Origin of the sequence: Rhodococcus opacus B4 (assembly GCF_000010805.1) — a bacterium.
Taxonomy (GTDB): domain Bacteria; phylum Actinomycetota; class Actinomycetes; order Mycobacteriales; family Mycobacteriaceae; genus Rhodococcus_F; species Rhodococcus_F opacus_C.
This window is the reverse complement of record NC_012520.1, coordinates 529,991-545,396: the sequence shown is the minus strand read 5'-3', so window position 1 is coordinate 545,396 and position 15,406 is coordinate 529,991. Positions and strand designations below refer to the sequence as shown.

Genomic DNA, 15,406 nt, shown 5'->3' with positions numbered 1-15,406 from the left:
GGAATCGGCGAGGGATCGCTCGGTACAGCCGTACCCGCCAGTCGAGCGGCGACCACCCTCCAATGGAGCAACTCCGCATCGGTAGCCTTCAGTTCCCCACGCGCGTTAGCGAGCAATTCCTCGTTCCCACCCGGGCCTTCTGAATAGGCTCGCACGTGTCGGCGAAGCAGATTCGCTCGCGCTTCTATACGGTTCACTATCTCATTGGCGAGAAGGACAGAGTCAACCGCCGGAGACAAACTTGCCCCGAACTGGTCGACAAGGTCGAAAACCGACTCATGCATGCAACCAGCCTGACAGAGAATCTTGAGACTGGTAAGAACGCCAGCAAAAGAGCAACCTATCGGCCTTCGGAGCCCTACCTTTGAACACCAATGGGCCATGACGGCGATCCGATGGCTACGATCTCTATGTCATCGGTCTGTTTCACCCTCCGCTGAATCAATCCGAACTTCGTATGACCCGCGAGGTCAGTACGGACCGCTGGGTCCTGTTGTGTCGGAGTCGGGTTCGGTAGTCGTCGGCGGCGCGACGTTCCATCTCCGAATACGCTCGTGCTGTGCCGTAGGAACTCCCCGGGAGCGGAGTGGTAGTCCGGGCATGCCGGCGCAGCCTTTCGACCAACTCACGGACCGCGTCGGCGGCGTCGGCGTCGGCTTCGGTGACGCCGGCGCCGGCGCCGGCGCCGACGCATTCGACGATGACCGGGCCGGTCCACCCCAATCGCCGGGCTTCGGCCTCCACGGCCGCGGCATACGCCGCGGTGTACGCGGCGACATCGCGCAGGTAGCGCTCCTCGACCTCGGTGAGCTCCGCTTCGAGAACCTCTCTGCGCCGCAGAAGCGCCTGCACCTGCTCATGGGCTCGCTCGGATTCCTGGTCGGTGGCGGTCTCCCGGTGGGTGGCGAGTTGCTCGTCGACCGCCGCGAGCTCCCACCCGATCAATGCTTTCTCTGCCTCGACGACCCCGTCGATGCCGATGTCGACGAAGAACGCCTCGAAATCCACCCGGACCCGGATCAGCCCGGCACGCGCAGCCGGATCCTCGACCTCCCGTGCTTCATCCCCGAAGGCTGGATCCGCAGAGGCGGTGTGTCCGACGCCCCTGCCGTCGACCGCCTCGGGGAGGGTGTCCGCCGCGGTGAGGGTGCGACCCCAATAGATCTCCGGCGGAGCAACGCTGTCGGTGCCGGTCAGGATTCGCAGGGAGGCGCCCTCGGGCCAGCCGAGGGACTGATCGATCCGGACCAGAGTGGTGTGCTTGACGGTACCCTCACCGGATTCGATCTTGGCCAGAGTCTCCAGTGACGGACCACCGATCCTGTGCAGCTGGATCGGGGTCAGCCCCAGCTCTTCCCTCCGGTGTTGTACTAGGGCGCCGAACCATCGCTGGTTCTTCATCACCCCAGATTAAGCGGCGAACCCGCTGCGGCCGCGGTCACACGCTGGGGTCGTCGCCACCTTGTTCGCGCCGCCGCTTCTCCTGCTCCTTGGCGATCCGGCGCTGTTCTTCGGCCCGCTGACGGCACCGGCGCAGAAACTCCTCATCCGATTCAGACTGCTGGCCGGCCTGCCGACCGGGACGGTCGTACTCCGGGAACCCCGACGACGCACCCGTGGTGAGCCGCGGCCCAGACCACCCGCCGCCATGCGGACGGCCTACCACAAGCCACAACACCGACCCCACCAGAGGGAGCAGGATCACGATGATCAACCACACCGTCTTCGGCAGGTGCCGCACCCGATACTCCTCGGCGCAGATCACGTCGACCAGACAGCCCACCCACACAATCAGCACGATCAACCCGAGATACGGCATACCCACCCCTGTTTCGTTCCCGGCCGGCACCGGCCCGTCTGTTCATCACGACAGCGGGCACTGGCGTTACGACGACCGCTCCGCACCCGGTGCGTCTGGGTGATCATTCGGGAGTCTCGGGCCCCTCATTGTTGTTCCCGGACCCCCGGCGCCAGTGGTTGAACCGGTCTTTGATGTCGGTGGCCACCTCCCCCACACCGTTTCCGACCACCGTGGCCGCCCCGCCGAGCCCGGTGCCGATCTCTCGCAGCATCCGGATCAGCGGATCATTCGAGGCATCGAAGTTCTGCTTGTACGTGCGTGCCGCGGTGCGGAACTCGTCACCGATCCGGGCGTCATCGTCCTCCCCGCGCCGCAGGTACTCCCCGCGCAGGACCGCCGCATATCCGCCGCCGTCGACCCACTTCTTCAGCTCCGCCGCCCGCAGCACCGAGAACGGGTGCGCGAGCAGCTCGATGTTCAACAGTTTCAGGACCCCGTCCCGCAGATCCCCGCTCGCGTCGTATTCGGCGGCCTGGGAGAGAAAGGCGTCGATATCGATCTCACTGACCCGCGAGCCGCCGGCCAATTTCATCTGCACCCGCAGCGCGGTGTGCACGTCCTGACCGCACAGCAACCCGGCCCGATCCCCCGAGAGTTCGGATTTGCGTTGCCATTCCATCAGGGCGGCGATGATCGCCCGCAACGCCCACCCGCCGACCGGTATCCAGCCGATCGTGCCGGCCAGTCGCATCAAATGCAGCAAGATCGTGCGGTAGACAGCATGACCGGAGAGCGCGTGGCCCAGTTCGTGGCCGATAATGAACCGCTGTTCCTCGTAGGTCATCACGTCCAGCAACCCGGTGGTGACCACGATGAACGGTCTGTCCATGCCGATGGTGAAGGACTGCACCACCGGAGTCTGCAACACGAACAGCTCCGGAGTCTCGTCGGCGCCGAGGATGCGGACACAGTCCGCGCGTAAATCGTTGAGGTCGCTGAACTGGCGACCGTCGACCCGGACCGAGGTGCCCAGGTACATCAACCGGTGCTGACGTTCCTGCAGCAAACCCGACAGGGTCCGCAGCACGGTGTCGAACCCCTTCAACGTGCGCAGGGTGACCAACGCTGCGCGGTCCGCCGGGTGCTCCCACGCCCGCGAACTGATACCCGGAAACTCCATCCGGGTGCGATCCGGTGCTGTGCTCAACGTTCTTCTCCTCGCCTCAGCCCCGACAGTCCTGCCTGTTCACAACATCAAACTCGTTCAAGCGGTCCCACCGACGCATGTGCGTTTGCGTCACGCGAGAGACGTGACCGCGAGTACACGGGCCCGGTCGGTGGCCTCACGGTCGACGAACGACGAGAAGCCACCACCGGAGAATGCCTACTCCACGTAGGCACCGGTCGCCGCGGTCCAGACGATCGCACCACCGAGGAATTCTTGCCGCTTACTGCCGTCCGGGTTGGTCACCTCATTGCCCTTCGGGAACGACAGGCTGCTGCTCGGGCCGCCGAGGCTGTCGTACAGATCCTTGATCTCTCCGCACACCTGATACGGCGAAGGCCAGTAACCCTTGCAATCGGCCGCCTGCACGTGCACCGGGCCCGGCGCAGGAGCAGCGGCGGCCGTCACCGTGCCCATCGATAAAGCCCCCGCTACCGCACCGGCAACCGCCAACGCGGACACCATCGAACGCGACCGAGCGAACATCGAACTAGTTGTCATCAAGACAAGTCCTCTCACTTCCATGAAAACTACGGTCCCTACCTCGCGCGGCGGACAACACGATCGCCGTGCACCCCCATACTCTGGGTTCACGCCCCGCACGCGTGCTGGATCAAACCAGCCGCCCCGTTTTGTTATAGAAGCGTCACCTGTTACCTGTGAGCAAACTGTGAATCATTGGTTTAGGTTACTAACGAGCGACGGGCCCGCCGCTGACCGAATTCCCCAAAAGAAGATGGGCGTCAGATGGCCAGAACCACGAAGTACTTGAACTTGTCACGCCCGAAACGATATTCGCCAGCAAAGACGCTGGTCGTAGCGGCACTGGCGTCGGTGTTGGTCGCAACGGGCGGAGGGCTCGCGGCCGCACAACCCACTAACACCCCCACTCCTACTCCGTCGGGTGTGCCGGAAGCCGCGCCACTTCAATCACCCGAACCCGCATCCGATCCGTGCGCGACGACCACGCCAAACGCACAGCCCACAACAACAGCAGCACCGACGACACCGACGACGACGCCTGCGCCGTCGTGTGACACAGTGCCGACAGAACCCGAATCGACGACGACAGCCCTTCCGGTTCCCACCTCAGAATCCGTCACGTCGACGGCAGCCCGCCCAGCGCCGACCTCGGAATCCTCTCAACCATCGGCCGCTCCGCAACCAGCGGACGCCACACCGGCAGCACCTGCGCCAGCGGCACTCGCCGATGCTCCGCTACCTGCAGACCCGCCGGCCGATCAGCCGGTCGCTCCGGACAATCCGGAGCTGTCCTCGAAGACCGCCGAACCTGATCCCGACTGGGCCCCGACCCAGGACCCGAAGTCGACGGTCGTTCCCGGGCAGATGCGATCCGACCGTGAAGAAATCCCCGCGGGCGCAACCAAGGAAATGGCCGACAAGGCCGAGACCATGGAAGCACGGCAACGGATGTCCCGAGTCGCGGTGGGATGCCAAACGTACTGGCCCTTCCCCTACGAGGTGTGCGGGGCGATCAGGGACAAGTACAACTCCCTCGGCGGGCCGGGAAGCTTCCTCTCCTACCCGAATTCACCCGAATACACCAACCCCGACGGCTACGGAAAGCGCACCCAGTTCCTGAACGGACCGATCTACTGGTCCGCCGCCACCGGCGCGCACCCCGTGGTCAACAGCTTCCTCAACCGCTGGGGCCTCAACGGTTACGAGGCCGGTCGCCTGAAGTACCCTACGACCGATGAGATTTTGTTGCCGGACGGCGGACGCCGTCAAGAATTCCAGCAGGGCGCGATTTATGTCGCGTTTCAGAACGCAGTCGGTTCCTTAGTTTTAAACGGCCCAATTAGGGACAAATGGAATACAGTAGGCGGCGCAGCCCCAGGGGGAAGCTTCTTGGGTTACCCGACTGAGGACCAGATTGCCCCCCTCCCGGATGGTCAAGGCCAGATGGCACGCTTCCAAAATGGCGTGATTTACTGGTCGCCCGCAACTGGAGCATATCCAATTACCGGAGACATACTAAGCAGTTGGTCTGAAAGCGGTTCCGAAAGAGGGCAATTCGGCTATCCTACAACAGATCAAATTTCTACCCCGTCCGCACAATTCTCGCAGACTTTTCAGGGCGGTACAATCGACATCGAGTCATCACCGGTGCTCCAACTCGAGAATACAAGCGGAGGATACTGCTTATTCACGCTCAACAACGATAGGATACACATATCCACAAGCAAAAAGGACGGCGTAGTCGTACCGCCAACTGTTTCGAGCCACGGATGGTGGGAGCCTTTGGCAAATTGCCCGTCGAACGCTCGCGCCAATCTCCGGGCAAACTTGCAATACCTGGATGCTGACGGAAATTGGCAGAATCGCGCGGATTCTTACAATACAGAATCGAACAGAGGACCCGGAAGCGGTAGCACAACTTGGGTCGCGGCCAACTCTCGGTGCATTCATCTGGGGCCCAGGACCTGGAGGATTGTGGTTGACGCAGCCTTGGTGGGCGCAGCAGATGTATACTCACCGAAGCACTACGGGAATGCCCTCGAGCTTAACTGTTCGTGAGTTGCGTAATGAGTAGGTGAGAGAATGCTGGCGACGGATGAGCTTTTTATTGCAGTATTCGGCAATGTCCGTCGCCAGCAAGTTCTCGACGAAGATCCGACCTACTGCGACCCGTACAGGGCCTTCAATACCTACGCAAGTGTCCTCGGTTGGGGTGGATCGGAGTCCTCCGACAAAGCACCCTGTTTCCCTCCCTTATGGGAAATGGAAGAAGCGGGAGGAGACTGGGATACCCGTGAAGGTCAGCCACGCTCCGGCAGTGCACTGTGGGTTCAGGTTGGATTGCCAAACAGAACCGGCCGCATCATTGTCCCCATTGTTCAGATTGTGGCTTGTGCCGAAAAAGTATTGATGCGTAAAGGTTTCGATAATTTATCAGACGTGCAACTAATGATTCCCCTTGGATGTGGACCAATTGTGCGACCCAGCTGGATAGCACCGTTGTTCGAATTCTCTAGAACACGTTCCGCCACTACTCTTCGATACGAAATAGACGGTGGGGAAGACAATTCATGCTTACACTATGCGCAACAGATTATTGAGGAAGCAAATCGCGGGCTCGCCAGAGATGGCATCCGGTTTCAACCCCCAGATGTTGTTGGTGATTCTTCATATCTTTTGCAAGAACCGGGTGAGATGTCGCGTGATGCGTGGATGGGTCGGAGCACTGGGAGGATAAAGTCCGAAGTGTCCATCCCCGAAGCGTTCTCATTTGATATAGCTGCACACCTTGCAGCTCACGTGGCCAGATCGTGTCAAAAGCTAGGCGTCAGAAGCCATATTCTGACAACGGCCTCCCTCCGAAATTCCTAACACTTCGGACAAATAACTCAAGTAGCCGAGCCGCAGTAAGGTACTTAAATTGCTCTCAAGAATCACTTTCGCCGCAATCTCTGGAATTGTTTTTTCGTCAGCAGTGTGTGCCTTTACACTGTGGGCAGTATTCGGGTCCTTCATTCCTGATGATTTGAGGGTTTCAAATTCAACCGAAGAGCCGTTGACGCTAGGTGTGGCGTTCTATTTCCCATGGGAACTGGTGTTCATTCCGATCGCGGGCGCAATTTTCGGTGCGTCAATTGGATTTTTTCTAACACGGAGTAGATCGTGACCGCTGACGCGGCCACGGCATTGCACTGCTGGGACTGGGGCAGCGGTGGGGTGGCGTCGACCGATGCCAGGTGCGGGATTGATGGCACTTGCCGTGGTTACGGCCGCCGCTCTGCTGTCCGCCAACGCGACGTTCGACATCGTCGCCACCCTGGCGTACACGATCGCTCTACCAACCGCACGGGGCCTGGTCGCGGCCTCATCTTTACCGGCCCGAACACTCGTGGCGGTCACGGGTTCGATGCTGCCGTTGACCATGACCTTCTTCGCGATCTCCGCGCCGATTGACCGCGAATTCGGTTGGTCGAACGGCTTACCCGCCCCAGACGACTACCCATTGGTGGCCGTGGCGGCGCCATCGCCGATCGGAATCATCGTCGCGACCGTCACCGCAGCCCTTGCCGCCCTGGTCGTCACCCGCCGGTCACACGTTGCCCCGGTACCTGCCCGTCCATAGTGACGTTCCGGTCGACAAGCCAATGGGACACACAGTCCTACTCACCTACTCATTCCGCTGAGGTGACCATCCAATTGCACAATCTTCAGACTGTCCTCGGCTGGTTCCTGGTCGCCGTTGTCGCGTTCTGTGCCATCTGGCCGCCGGTTCCCACAAAGCGTCGAGCGATCGCCGGTGGTCTAGCGATCGCCGGTGTTCCCGCGCTGCTATCAAGGATCGACGGTTCGCATACCCCTTGGGAAATGGCAGGATTCGGAATCGCTCTCTGTGTGACGGCATGGGCTCTCGCCCCCGTCATCTTCCAGCCGAGTCGGCTCGGCGACCCCAGCAAGATGCAATGAGGTGTTCAACCCTCACCTCACCTGTCGGTGCCGTGTCGCGTAGTGTGGGACAGGAGAACGGCGTTGGGGATGGGTCCTACATCCCCAACGCCGTTAGTACTTTCTGTCAGCTCTCCTTGCGCACTCCCTTGAACGGCGCGTTGTCCGCCTTTCGGTCCAGGAAGCGTCCCGTGCCGGTATCGCGCTTGACCCACCCAGTCGCGGTCTTTGTCTGTGACCTTCCGGTGACTGCTCCGCGGCGGGACCCATTACCAGTGTTCTTAGCCATTTCGTGCTCTCTTTCGGGGTTGTTCGGATCGATCGATGTCAGGCGAGCTGGGTCAGCCGCCAGGTCACGGCCTTGCCGGCGTACGGGGGCATGGTGTTGCCCTTGGCGATGGGCGCCGTCGTGGACGGCGTCCCGACCACTGCCCAGACACCGCTCTCGGGGCATTTTTCGCCCGTGGACGCAGTAGTTCCAATCTGTGCCATCTTTGTGCTCCATTTCTTCCAAGGTGCGTCGAGTTCGACGCACTGATGCAACTGTACATCAGTGCGTCGACTAGCACTCGGTGCGTCGAACCTGCAACACTGGGGATGTGGGACGAATCAACGAAACCAATGAGAATGAGTAAATCGAAGATCGATGTGGCCGCCTTGTTTGCAGCAATCGACGGTGTGCGCAAACAACGAGGTCAGTCCATGCGCCAACTGGCAAAGGAGATCGGGGTGAGTCCATCGCTCCTCTCCCGGCTGGGGAACGGCTACCGCCCCGATGCCGACGGCTTTGTCACCCTCACCCGCTGGCTGGGAATGCCGGCGGAGCAATTCATCGCCGACGACGACACCGCCGTCACACCGGACCAGCCTGAATTGGTGGCACAACTGGCGCCGCTGTTGCGGGCGCGCAAGGACTTGGCGGCTGAGGACGTCGAGTACCTGGAGGACATCATCGAAGCCACCGTCCGAAGGACGCGAGCAGCCCGTATCGAGCAATGAGACGCGGTTTCAAAGCGGAGGCGAGGCGACTCGCTGTGGAGCTGCGCGAGGAGGTCGGGCTGGGGTTACAGGCACGGTTCGATCCGTACGCGCTGGCAGAACTCTATGGCGTCGATGTTGTCCGTCTGTCCGAACTCGACTGTTCGGCCGAAGCCTTGCATCACTTCTCGTCCGTGCGGTCCGAGGCCTTCTCCGGAGCGGTTCTGCCGATCGGCACCGTGATCGTCATGCTGGAGAACGACGGTCACACCACTGTGCGCCGCCGCTCCACCGCAAGTCATGAGATGGCCCACGTCGTGCTCGAGCACCCTTTTGCCGCCACCATGATGAGTGACGACGGCTGCCGGTCCTCGAACTCCGAGCACGAAGTCGAGGCGAACTGGTTGGCAGGCGAGCTGCTCATCCCGACCGAGGCCGCCCGCACTCTGGGTGTTCGCGGTGTCAGCAACGAGGACGCTGCCACACGATTCGACGTGAGCGTGGAGATGGCCCGGTGGCGCCTCAACGTCAGTGGTGGTCGCACAATTCGCCGGAGGGTGTCCAGGTGACGCAGTGAAGGGTTGCGCCCGTTCGTTGCACCGAGCGAATTGAACACATCGCGGATCTTCCACAGGCCCGATACGGGGCCGGCCAATAGAACTGGCGATCCGCCGCCTGAGCCTGCGAGTGCACCCGGGGGATACCCGGCCCGCCTGAGCAGCGACAGCGTTGCCGCAACCATGCCCCGCTCCGGTCAAGGCTGCGGCCGTCCAGCCGCACACGCGAACCGTTCTTGGCGTTTGATATCGCCGATTCAGACTCCTCCGGTCACCTGAACAATCCGTCAATGAACAGCCCAATCTTGCCGCCCTCTATCACGCGGTGTTATCGCTTGAGGACACGTTTGGGTCACATCCATCGACCCGTCGGACCAGCGACGACGGTTGCCCGTCATCGCGCCACGAATATCGGACATTGCCAGATAGCGTTACGTGAAAAGCTTTGCAGAACAGGGATGTAGACTTTTTCTCGCGACACGCGCGACGTTAGAGAATTCTCAAACCCCAGGGAACCGCCGGGTTCCCAGGTCAAGCGCACAGACCGCTTCTTCCTGTCCGGTTGTTGTCAGACCGACACCCGCCTACCTGAGAGATTCCTGTGAGGGATTGCCTTACGTTGCTAACCAGTGACGGGCCCGCTGCTGACAGACGTTCCCCAACTAGGGCAAGGAGATACGAGATGCCAAACCTTGCACGATGCGCAGATTTCTGCACGTAACCGCTATCCACCACACACCTCGCGCAATGTGGTCTCGCTTTCGCCACTCATCACGGTTCGATGCAGCGAAACCGGTATCGAACCCAAAGATTGACGCTCTGATCAGGAGGTTGTTCTTTGAAGACCCTCAGAATACTGGCAATTGCCTTCACATCCATCCTGCTGCTAGCCGGGCAACAGTTCGCCTCGCCTGTGGCATACGGGCAGATACCCGATGACGAGCCGTGGAATTTCCCGGTTAACGGCCAGGCAATCACGGAGAACACTGCTTGGAAAGATATGTCTGTGAACATAATTGGACGCTACTGCCGCACAGATGGACTTGGATGCGGCGACCCAACCGACAAAATCACCTACAGAGTCACCACCAATCCGGGGTCGATCACACAGAACTTCGATTGGAACAAGACCTACTCCCCTAACGGCGGCAACTTCAAAGGAGGACACATCGATGTCTTCGCCGTCATCGATGGCGCGGTCCGCGGTGGAGGCGAACAGGCGACCGAGACCACTAGTAGCGGCCGCAAGACCTGGGAGCACTCATCGGCCGCAAGTAACTCCATCATCACGGCGTACGCATTCTGGGCCCTAAAGCCAGACGGAAGCTGGCAGTCCGCGACGGCAAGGACAACCGGAGCGAAGTGCGAGCCCATATCTGTAGGAAATGTGTGCAAGTACAACCAGCCGTGACATCTACGATGTCAGGTCGCTAGCACAGACCTGCGCGTGGGATTATCGCCCAATTTTGCTGATCGGCAAGGGGATAACTAACATTGAATACCACAAAGACTGGCAAGAATCAGAGTCGGGTCGTAATCGCATCGCTCGGCGTATCGCTCGCCTTACTCGCGGGCGGTGGTTGGGCCTATGCCCAACCACCGTCAGAAACGCCGGGTCCGAGTTCGCCCCCGGTGACTAGTACCTCACCTTCGCAGTCAGCACCCGCAGACCCCTGCATCACGACGCCGACACAAACGCCATCGTCATCGCCAACACCGACTACGACGCTCACACCATGCCCGCCGTCTACGCCTCCCGGTACACAGACGCCAACCGAGAGTCAGTCCCCAGAAGCGGAACCGACAGAGACGACTGCATCCGCTGAAAGTTCGGCAGCGAAATCGACGACATCCCTCCCCGCCGAGTCCGCACCGGCGTCTGAGGTTGTTCCTGACACGACCCCGCCCGGCCCGACATCGTCGACCCCCACAGAGGAAACAGGGGGCGATTGGAAGGCCACCGAGAACCCGAAATCCACGGTTGTCGCTGGCCAGATGCGTTCGGATCGGGAGGAGATTCCGGAAGGTTTCAGCAAAGAAGATGCCGACAAGGCCGAGACCATGGAGGCACGCCTCCGTATGTCACGAGCCGCAGCGGGGTGCCAGGTCTTCTGGCCGGCTCCGTTCGAGGTCTGTGGCGCCATTCTCGATAAATACAACTCTCTTGGCGGCCCGAACAGCTTCCTGCTCTTTCCCAAGTCCAATGAACTCGTGAATCCGGACGGCTATGGCCGACGCTCCGAATTCATGGGCGGGCACATCTACTGGTCGGGCGCAACAGGAGCGCATTTTGTCGCCCATGATTTTCTCACCAAGTGGGGGAACGTCGGCTACGAGGGCGGGTTCATGAAGTACCCCGTCACCGACGAGATCGTGAATCCGGACGGCACCGGTCGACGACAGGTGTTCCAAGACGGGGTGATCTACTGGCACCCCTCGACTGGTGCCCACGTCATTCACGGGCGCATCCTCCAGAAATGGGCCGAAGTAGGCTACGAAACCGGAGAATTTGGATATCCGACCAGTGACGAAATGGCCAGCACAGGATGGTGGGCCACACAGAGCCAGATCGAGCAACGTTTCCAAAGGGGTGCGATGTTCTACAACGGACCGACTGACTCAGTAATCCTTGCGAACTTCAAGGTTGAGGTGACCGCCAACTGAGCATCGCCTCGCGTTGTCGCCGGGTAGACCATCCACCTACCCGGCGACAGCGCCCGGCAAGGCTCCCCGGACGATCGGCCCACATTGCGCGCGACAACAGGACAAGAGGACCCTTTCAACATGACCAACCCAGGTGACGCCAATGTTGTGTTCGATCCCGACGCGCCCCGGCGAATCGTGCCACATATACCTTTTCCGCCGAACGTAGACTCGGATCCGGGAGTGGAATTACCCTTCACTGCCACCCTTCTCGACAGTCCCGGGCTCGAGGTTTCGGTGCTCTCACCTCTGCACATCTACCCGTCCGGGCTCTACATCACGATCAGCTGGAGGCTGCGTCGCGTCGACGACGGTTTCGATGCGGCCCGTACCGTGCTGCATAACTTGTCGGCGGCGCGCCGGATCGAGACCCCGACTGACCGACTTCCGACGATCGAGATCGATTGCGGGAATGAGCACGTGTTGACCACCCAGAAAGTGCGGCCTGACTGCGAGGACACAGAGCCGACGACCGACTCAGCGCTGATCTTCGAAGGGATGTGGTGGTCGCTCACCGACGAGGGCGAATACCACTACAAGTCGCCCCTGTGGGTGTGGCCGCTGCCGCCCGCGAACGCTCTGACATTGACCGTCGCCTGGCCTGCCCTCGACATGCAAAGCCAGCCGGTCCGCCTCGATGGAGCGAGCATCGTCTCTGCTGCAGCCGAGTACCCCAGATAGCCCCCGGATGAGAGCTGAGGGAGAGGCGGTCACAGTCGAATGGCGGTTCATTTGATCAGAACGCGAGGGGGGTGGAGTCTCGTCGCGGTCCTAGCGACCGTCGGCGTACTGTTCGGAGCGTTAGGGGCGTTGGCGTGGCGTTTCACGACCCCGTTTGGCCCGCCTGTCAATGTGGGCATCCAGCCGTCACCGCCTCCCCCTGCCACCGATGGCGACGACGAGTACTACTTCGACGTGATCACCGGATTCCTGTACAACGACCCTCCGCAGTGGTTCCCGGCATCGGCCTGGTTTCTCACTTTCGGAGTCGTTGCCGCGCTGATTTACTCGATTGTTCTGGCTAGCGCCGGGTGGGGGTTGGAACGACGAACGCCCGGGAAGGTTTCGCTCGCAGTTCTCTTCGCCGTCTTCGGAGCAATATTTGGTCTGTTGGTGGCGCTGATCGGCCATGTCGTGCCACCCCGATTCCATTCCGTCGTCCAAGAGGAACCCCGCGATCCGACCAATCCGGATCCAAATCCGGTACAGATGTCGGACCATTTCCATCTTGAGTTTGGTCCCACGTGGATCACCTTTACCGTCGTGGGATTGGCGGCCGGCCTCATGATCGCATCCTTGCTAGTTGTTGCCGGATTTCGGGCGACACGCAGCAATCGAAGAGGTGCAGTTGAGTCGATGGAGCGACCATAAACGATCACATCCTCACGGCGATCGCTCGAGACTGTTGAGCTCATTGAGGGCCTGGTCGACGGCGGTGATCGGGCTACGGAATCGGCCCACCTTCAGGTCGCCGGCAACATCACCTGTGCACGACATGCGGGGTGCATGTACGGCGGCCGCAACCCCATCTGTCCCTCCCCGCCGGTACGCACGTCGTCGGCGGCGTTTAGACAAGCAGTGGGTGCGGTGCGGCCGAGGCTGCCGTCGGGGTGCAGGTGCGCGAACTCCCACGGGTCGGCGTCCGGCTGCTCGGTGATCTCCCAGGACAGGACGTGGCCGTGCCCGGCACTGCGCTTCTTCCCGATCGAGACGATTGGTGCGAGTAGCTCGGCGACCGCCGCCGGGTCCCCGACCGCCCGCCACACCAGGTGCCGGCAGACGGTCAGCGGCAGCGGCATGACGCGGGAGCGGTAGCGGCCCTGGCGTTCGGACACCAACGCCGGTAATTCCGCGGACATCTGGTCCAGGGCCTGCTGATCCGGTCGGGCGGACCAGTACTGTACATGCGGACCCGGGACCGCGTCCTCCGGGTAGGCGAATGTCGCCGCCCAATGCCATCCCTCTGCGCCGTCGCCGGGGCAGCGGGCCAGCGGCAGGTCCAGGTCCTCCGGCACGGTATCGGGGCTGTACGGCTCGTAGTCGGTGCCCGCCATCCGGGCGGCGGCCTTGGTGTTCCCCCGGATCTCGGAGGCGAGGAGGCCATCGAGGCTGATCCCCCACGGCACCGCGTGCGCGACACCCGCCGCCATCTTTGCCCGGACGAGCAGCGGCACCATCCCCGCAGCGATCTGAAGGGTCATGCCGGGAGTGCGAGCAGGGTTTCCAGGGCCTCAGAACGCCGGGAGGCGACGATCTCTCGCCAATCGACCACCGGGGCACCCCCTGCCTGGTCAGCGATGGTGGTGGCGATCTGGCCGTGCCCGATCCCGGTGCGCCCGCCGAGCCAGCCCGACCGGGTGAACTCGGCCAGCACGTCGGCAGCGAAGGCATGGTCGAGGTCCGAGCCGCGGACCAGTTGTACCCACGATTCGAACCGCGTGCCGGCGGCGAGGGTTTCGATGTCGTACCGCATCACCGGCGACCCCGACCCACCCGTCTCGGCCTCGGGGTCGACGGTGGTGCCGGCGTGGCCGGTGGTCACGTCGTCAAGGTGCGAGTACGACTCGAGGGCTTCGATGTCGAACCGGGACGGCAACGGGCCCGGGTACTCCCGGCGCAGGATCGGCGTGGCTTCGGTGACGATTGGCACCACGTGGCCGACGCGTAGGCAGCCGTCGATCGGGGCGGCGCCGATCGCGCCGCCGAAGACACTCAGATGTGGAATCAGCTCGCGGAGTTGGTGCAGGCGGCGGCCGGTGATCGGTTCCGCCTGGGTTTTCACGATCGCGCCGCCGTTGCGGAGGGTGTGCGCGACCGCCAGCGGCAGCTGGCCTTCGTAGCCGAGGACGTCGCGCAGCAGTTCCTCGCCGATTCGGCGCAGCACGCCGCGGAAGGAGTTGCCGGAGATGACCGGGACCAGCTCCACCGACCCGTCCGCCTGCAGGACTTTCATCCGTCGGCCGATCGCGGTCGTCCCGATCAACTCCCCGCGGTGCGAGATCGGCGAACGGGCGGTCATCTCGATCTCCCACACCCGCGACACGATCACGACGCCAACCCTTGCTCGGTGCGGGCGGCGCGGACCGCGTCGGCCACGATCCGGGTCCGCAGCGTCAGCGCGGTCGTTTGATCGCGCATCACCTGCAGCACCGGCCGCGGCTCGCTCGTGAGCACCATGGCCAGCTCGGAGCGCTGCTCATCGGTGCGCGGGCTCGACCCCAACCGGGCCGCCGACGCGGTCCACCACTGATGCAAATTCACGCTGTTGTAGGTGGCCAACCGGATCCGGGTGGGCAGAAGGGTGTCCCAGTAGTCACCCCGCCGGGAGGCCACCCAATTGTTCTCGGACCAGTCGACGCCATAGTGCAGCAACAACACCAACCGCTCCGCCACCTGCGCGGCCGGCCCGATCAACGGGGGCAGCTGCGGCACCGCAGCCAGCCAGCGGTCAGTCACCGACATCGTGTCTTCCCCCGTCGTGTCCATTACCGCGAGCCTAGGGAACCGAGCGAGATTTCTCGAGCCGAAGACTCCAGCGACGGCGTCCTCGGCATCGGGCAGAGGCCTGTGCGTCCCGTGTGATCGGCGGGCCGTCACTCGCAGCTCGGCGAGATGGATCCGGTTGACTCCGATCCGATGCGTTCCTCAACTTCGACAATGCGTTGCCGGCCTTTGGTCGACACGTCGATGCAGGTAGAACGCATTCGCTCGATACAG

Annotated in this window: 18 protein-coding genes; 10 read left to right on the top strand and 8 right to left on the bottom strand. The window is 62.1% G+C overall.

Annotated features, from left to right (window positions below; genetic code table 11):
- Window positions 1-441: 441 nt before the first annotated feature.
- From ROP_RS43325 to ROP_RS38625, 4 genes are all read right to left on the bottom strand, one after another.
- Window positions 442-1,401 carry a hypothetical protein gene (locus tag ROP_RS43325; protein WP_158306533.1) on the bottom strand — a complete coding sequence of 320 codons (960 nt, stop codon included), beginning with the start codon at window positions 1,399-1,401 and terminating at the stop codon, window positions 442-444.
- A 37-nt stretch (window positions 1,402-1,438) separates the two neighbouring features.
- The gene (locus ROP_RS38635; protein ID WP_012687038.1) at window positions 1,439-1,819 is read right to left on the bottom strand and encodes a PLDc N-terminal domain-containing protein; all 381 of its coding nucleotides are present in this window, start codon (window positions 1,817-1,819) and stop codon (window positions 1,439-1,441) included.
- A 103-nt stretch (window positions 1,820-1,922) separates the two neighbouring features.
- Complete coding sequence (locus tag ROP_RS38630) at window positions 1,923-3,008, bottom strand: M48 family metallopeptidase (protein ID WP_012687037.1); 1,086 nt, start codon at window positions 3,006-3,008, stop codon at window positions 1,923-1,925.
- Window positions 3,009-3,185: 177 nt separating this feature from the next.
- Window positions 3,186-3,443, bottom strand: coding sequence for a hypothetical protein (locus tag ROP_RS38625; protein WP_012687036.1), 258 nt, complete (start codon window positions 3,441-3,443; stop codon window positions 3,186-3,188).
- Window positions 3,444-4,067: 624 nt separating this feature from the next.
- On the opposite strand from ROP_RS38625, the gene ROP_RS42150 reads away from it, so the two are divergent.
- The 4 genes from ROP_RS42150 to ROP_RS43035 all read left to right on the top strand — a co-directional run bounded on the left by ROP_RS42150 (window position 4,068) and on the right by ROP_RS43035 (window position 7,472).
- Entirely contained in the window at window positions 4,068-5,567 is a 1,500-nt protein-coding gene (locus ROP_RS42150) for an LGFP repeat-containing protein (RefSeq protein WP_148222670.1), read from the top strand.
- A gap of 24 nt (window positions 5,568-5,591) precedes the next feature.
- The gene (locus ROP_RS43040) at window positions 5,592-6,380 is read left to right on the top strand and encodes a hypothetical protein (RefSeq protein WP_148222669.1); all 789 of its coding nucleotides are present in this window, start codon (window positions 5,592-5,594) and stop codon (window positions 6,378-6,380) included.
- A 376-nt stretch (window positions 6,381-6,756) separates the two neighbouring features.
- Window positions 6,757-7,131: a hypothetical protein gene (locus ROP_RS38620; protein WP_043827348.1), complete on the top strand. Its 375-nt coding sequence runs from the start codon at window positions 6,757-6,759 to the stop codon at window positions 7,129-7,131.
- Between the two features lie 62 nt (window positions 7,132-7,193).
- Window positions 7,194-7,472, top strand: a complete 279-nt coding sequence (locus tag ROP_RS43035) for a hypothetical protein (RefSeq protein WP_148222668.1) — start codon at window positions 7,194-7,196, stop codon at window positions 7,470-7,472.
- A 306-nt stretch (window positions 7,473-7,778) separates the two neighbouring features.
- Here the strand turns inward: ROP_RS43035 and ROP_RS43665 are convergent, their stop codons facing one another.
- A complete protein-coding gene (locus ROP_RS43665) occupies window positions 7,779-7,943 on the bottom strand; it encodes a hypothetical protein (RefSeq protein WP_167315994.1) in 165 nt (54 codons plus the stop codon).
- Window positions 7,944-8,078: 135 nt separating this feature from the next.
- On the opposite strand from ROP_RS43665, the gene ROP_RS38615 reads away from it, so the two are divergent.
- The 6 genes from ROP_RS38615 (at window position 8,079) to ROP_RS38595 (ending at window position 13,060) form a co-directional block, all read left to right on the top strand.
- Window positions 8,079-8,450 carry a helix-turn-helix domain-containing protein gene (locus ROP_RS38615; RefSeq protein ID WP_012687033.1) on the top strand — a complete coding sequence of 124 codons (372 nt, stop codon included), beginning with the start codon at window positions 8,079-8,081 and terminating at the stop codon, window positions 8,448-8,450.
- A gap of 35 nt (window positions 8,451-8,485) precedes the next feature.
- The gene (locus tag ROP_RS38610) at window positions 8,486-8,998 is read left to right on the top strand and encodes an ImmA/IrrE family metallo-endopeptidase (RefSeq protein ID WP_231869125.1); all 513 of its coding nucleotides are present in this window, start codon (window positions 8,486-8,488) and stop codon (window positions 8,996-8,998) included.
- An 826-nt stretch (window positions 8,999-9,824) separates the two neighbouring features.
- On the top strand, window positions 9,825-10,397 hold the full coding sequence (locus tag ROP_RS42145) for a hypothetical protein (protein WP_012687031.1): 573 nt from the start codon (window positions 9,825-9,827) through the stop codon (window positions 10,395-10,397).
- A gap of 584 nt (window positions 10,398-10,981) precedes the next feature.
- Complete coding sequence (locus ROP_RS38605) at window positions 10,982-11,650, top strand: LGFP repeat-containing protein (protein WP_050785275.1); 669 nt, start codon at window positions 10,982-10,984, stop codon at window positions 11,648-11,650.
- 120 nt (window positions 11,651-11,770) lie between these two features.
- Entirely contained in the window at window positions 11,771-12,370 is a 600-nt protein-coding gene (locus tag ROP_RS38600; RefSeq protein ID WP_148222667.1) for a hypothetical protein, read from the top strand.
- 171 nt (window positions 12,371-12,541) lie between these two features.
- The gene (locus tag ROP_RS38595; RefSeq protein ID WP_148222666.1) at window positions 12,542-13,060 is read left to right on the top strand and encodes a hypothetical protein; all 519 of its coding nucleotides are present in this window, start codon (window positions 12,542-12,544) and stop codon (window positions 13,058-13,060) included.
- Between the two features lie 92 nt (window positions 13,061-13,152).
- Here ROP_RS38595 and ROP_RS38590 read toward each other — a convergent pair whose 3' ends face one another.
- From ROP_RS38590 to ROP_RS38580, 3 genes are read right to left on the bottom strand one after another with little or no spacing between them, the layout of a single operon-like run.
- On the bottom strand, window positions 13,153-13,890 hold the full coding sequence (locus ROP_RS38590; RefSeq protein ID WP_043827346.1) for a hypothetical protein: 738 nt from the start codon (window positions 13,888-13,890) through the stop codon (window positions 13,153-13,155).
- Window positions 13,887-14,738 (bottom strand): RAMP superfamily CRISPR-associated protein, encoded by an 852-nt coding sequence (locus ROP_RS38585; protein ID WP_012687026.1) that lies wholly within the window; start codon window positions 14,736-14,738, stop codon window positions 13,887-13,889. The genes ROP_RS38590 and ROP_RS38585 overlap by 4 nt, the downstream gene beginning before the upstream one ends.
- Complete coding sequence (locus ROP_RS38580) at window positions 14,735-15,175, bottom strand: hypothetical protein (protein ID WP_043827343.1); 441 nt, start codon at window positions 15,173-15,175, stop codon at window positions 14,735-14,737. Before ROP_RS38580 ends, ROP_RS38585 begins: the two co-directional genes overlap by 4 nt.
- Between the last annotated feature and the right edge of the window lie 231 nt (window positions 15,176-15,406).

What these genes read in the sequence shown, in the direction of transcription:
- ROP_RS43325 (WP_158306533.1), bottom strand. Translation starts at nt 1,401, where the DNA reads ATGAAGAACCAGCGATGGTTCGGCGCCCTAGTACAACACCGGAGGGAA.
- ROP_RS38635 (WP_012687038.1), bottom strand. Translation starts at nt 1,819, where the DNA reads ATGCCGTATCTCGGGTTGATCGTGCTGATTGTGTGGGTGGGCTGTCTG.
- ROP_RS38625 (WP_012687036.1), bottom strand. Translation starts at nt 3,443, where the DNA reads ATGGGCACGGTGACGGCCGCCGCTGCTCCTGCGCCGGGCCCGGTGCAC.
- ROP_RS43040 (WP_148222669.1), top strand. Translation starts at nt 5,592, where the DNA reads ATGCTGGCGACGGATGAGCTTTTTATTGCAGTATTCGGCAATGTCCGT.
- ROP_RS38620 (WP_043827348.1), top strand. Translation starts at nt 6,757, where the DNA reads ATGGCACTTGCCGTGGTTACGGCCGCCGCTCTGCTGTCCGCCAACGCG.
- ROP_RS43665 (WP_167315994.1), bottom strand. Translation starts at nt 7,943, where the DNA reads ATGGCACAGATTGGAACTACTGCGTCCACGGGCGAAAAATGCCCCGAG.
- ROP_RS38615 (WP_012687033.1), top strand. Translation starts at nt 8,079, where the DNA reads ATGAGTAAATCGAAGATCGATGTGGCCGCCTTGTTTGCAGCAATCGAC.
- ROP_RS38605 (WP_050785275.1), top strand. Translation starts at nt 10,982, where the DNA reads ATGCGTTCGGATCGGGAGGAGATTCCGGAAGGTTTCAGCAAAGAAGAT.
- ROP_RS38600 (WP_148222667.1), top strand. Translation starts at nt 11,771, where the DNA reads ATGACCAACCCAGGTGACGCCAATGTTGTGTTCGATCCCGACGCGCCC.
- ROP_RS38590 (WP_043827346.1), bottom strand. Translation starts at nt 13,890, where the DNA reads ATGACCCTTCAGATCGCTGCGGGGATGGTGCCGCTGCTCGTCCGGGCA.
- ROP_RS38580 (WP_043827343.1), bottom strand. Translation starts at nt 15,175, where the DNA reads ATGGACACGACGGGGGAAGACACGATGTCGGTGACTGACCGCTGGCTG.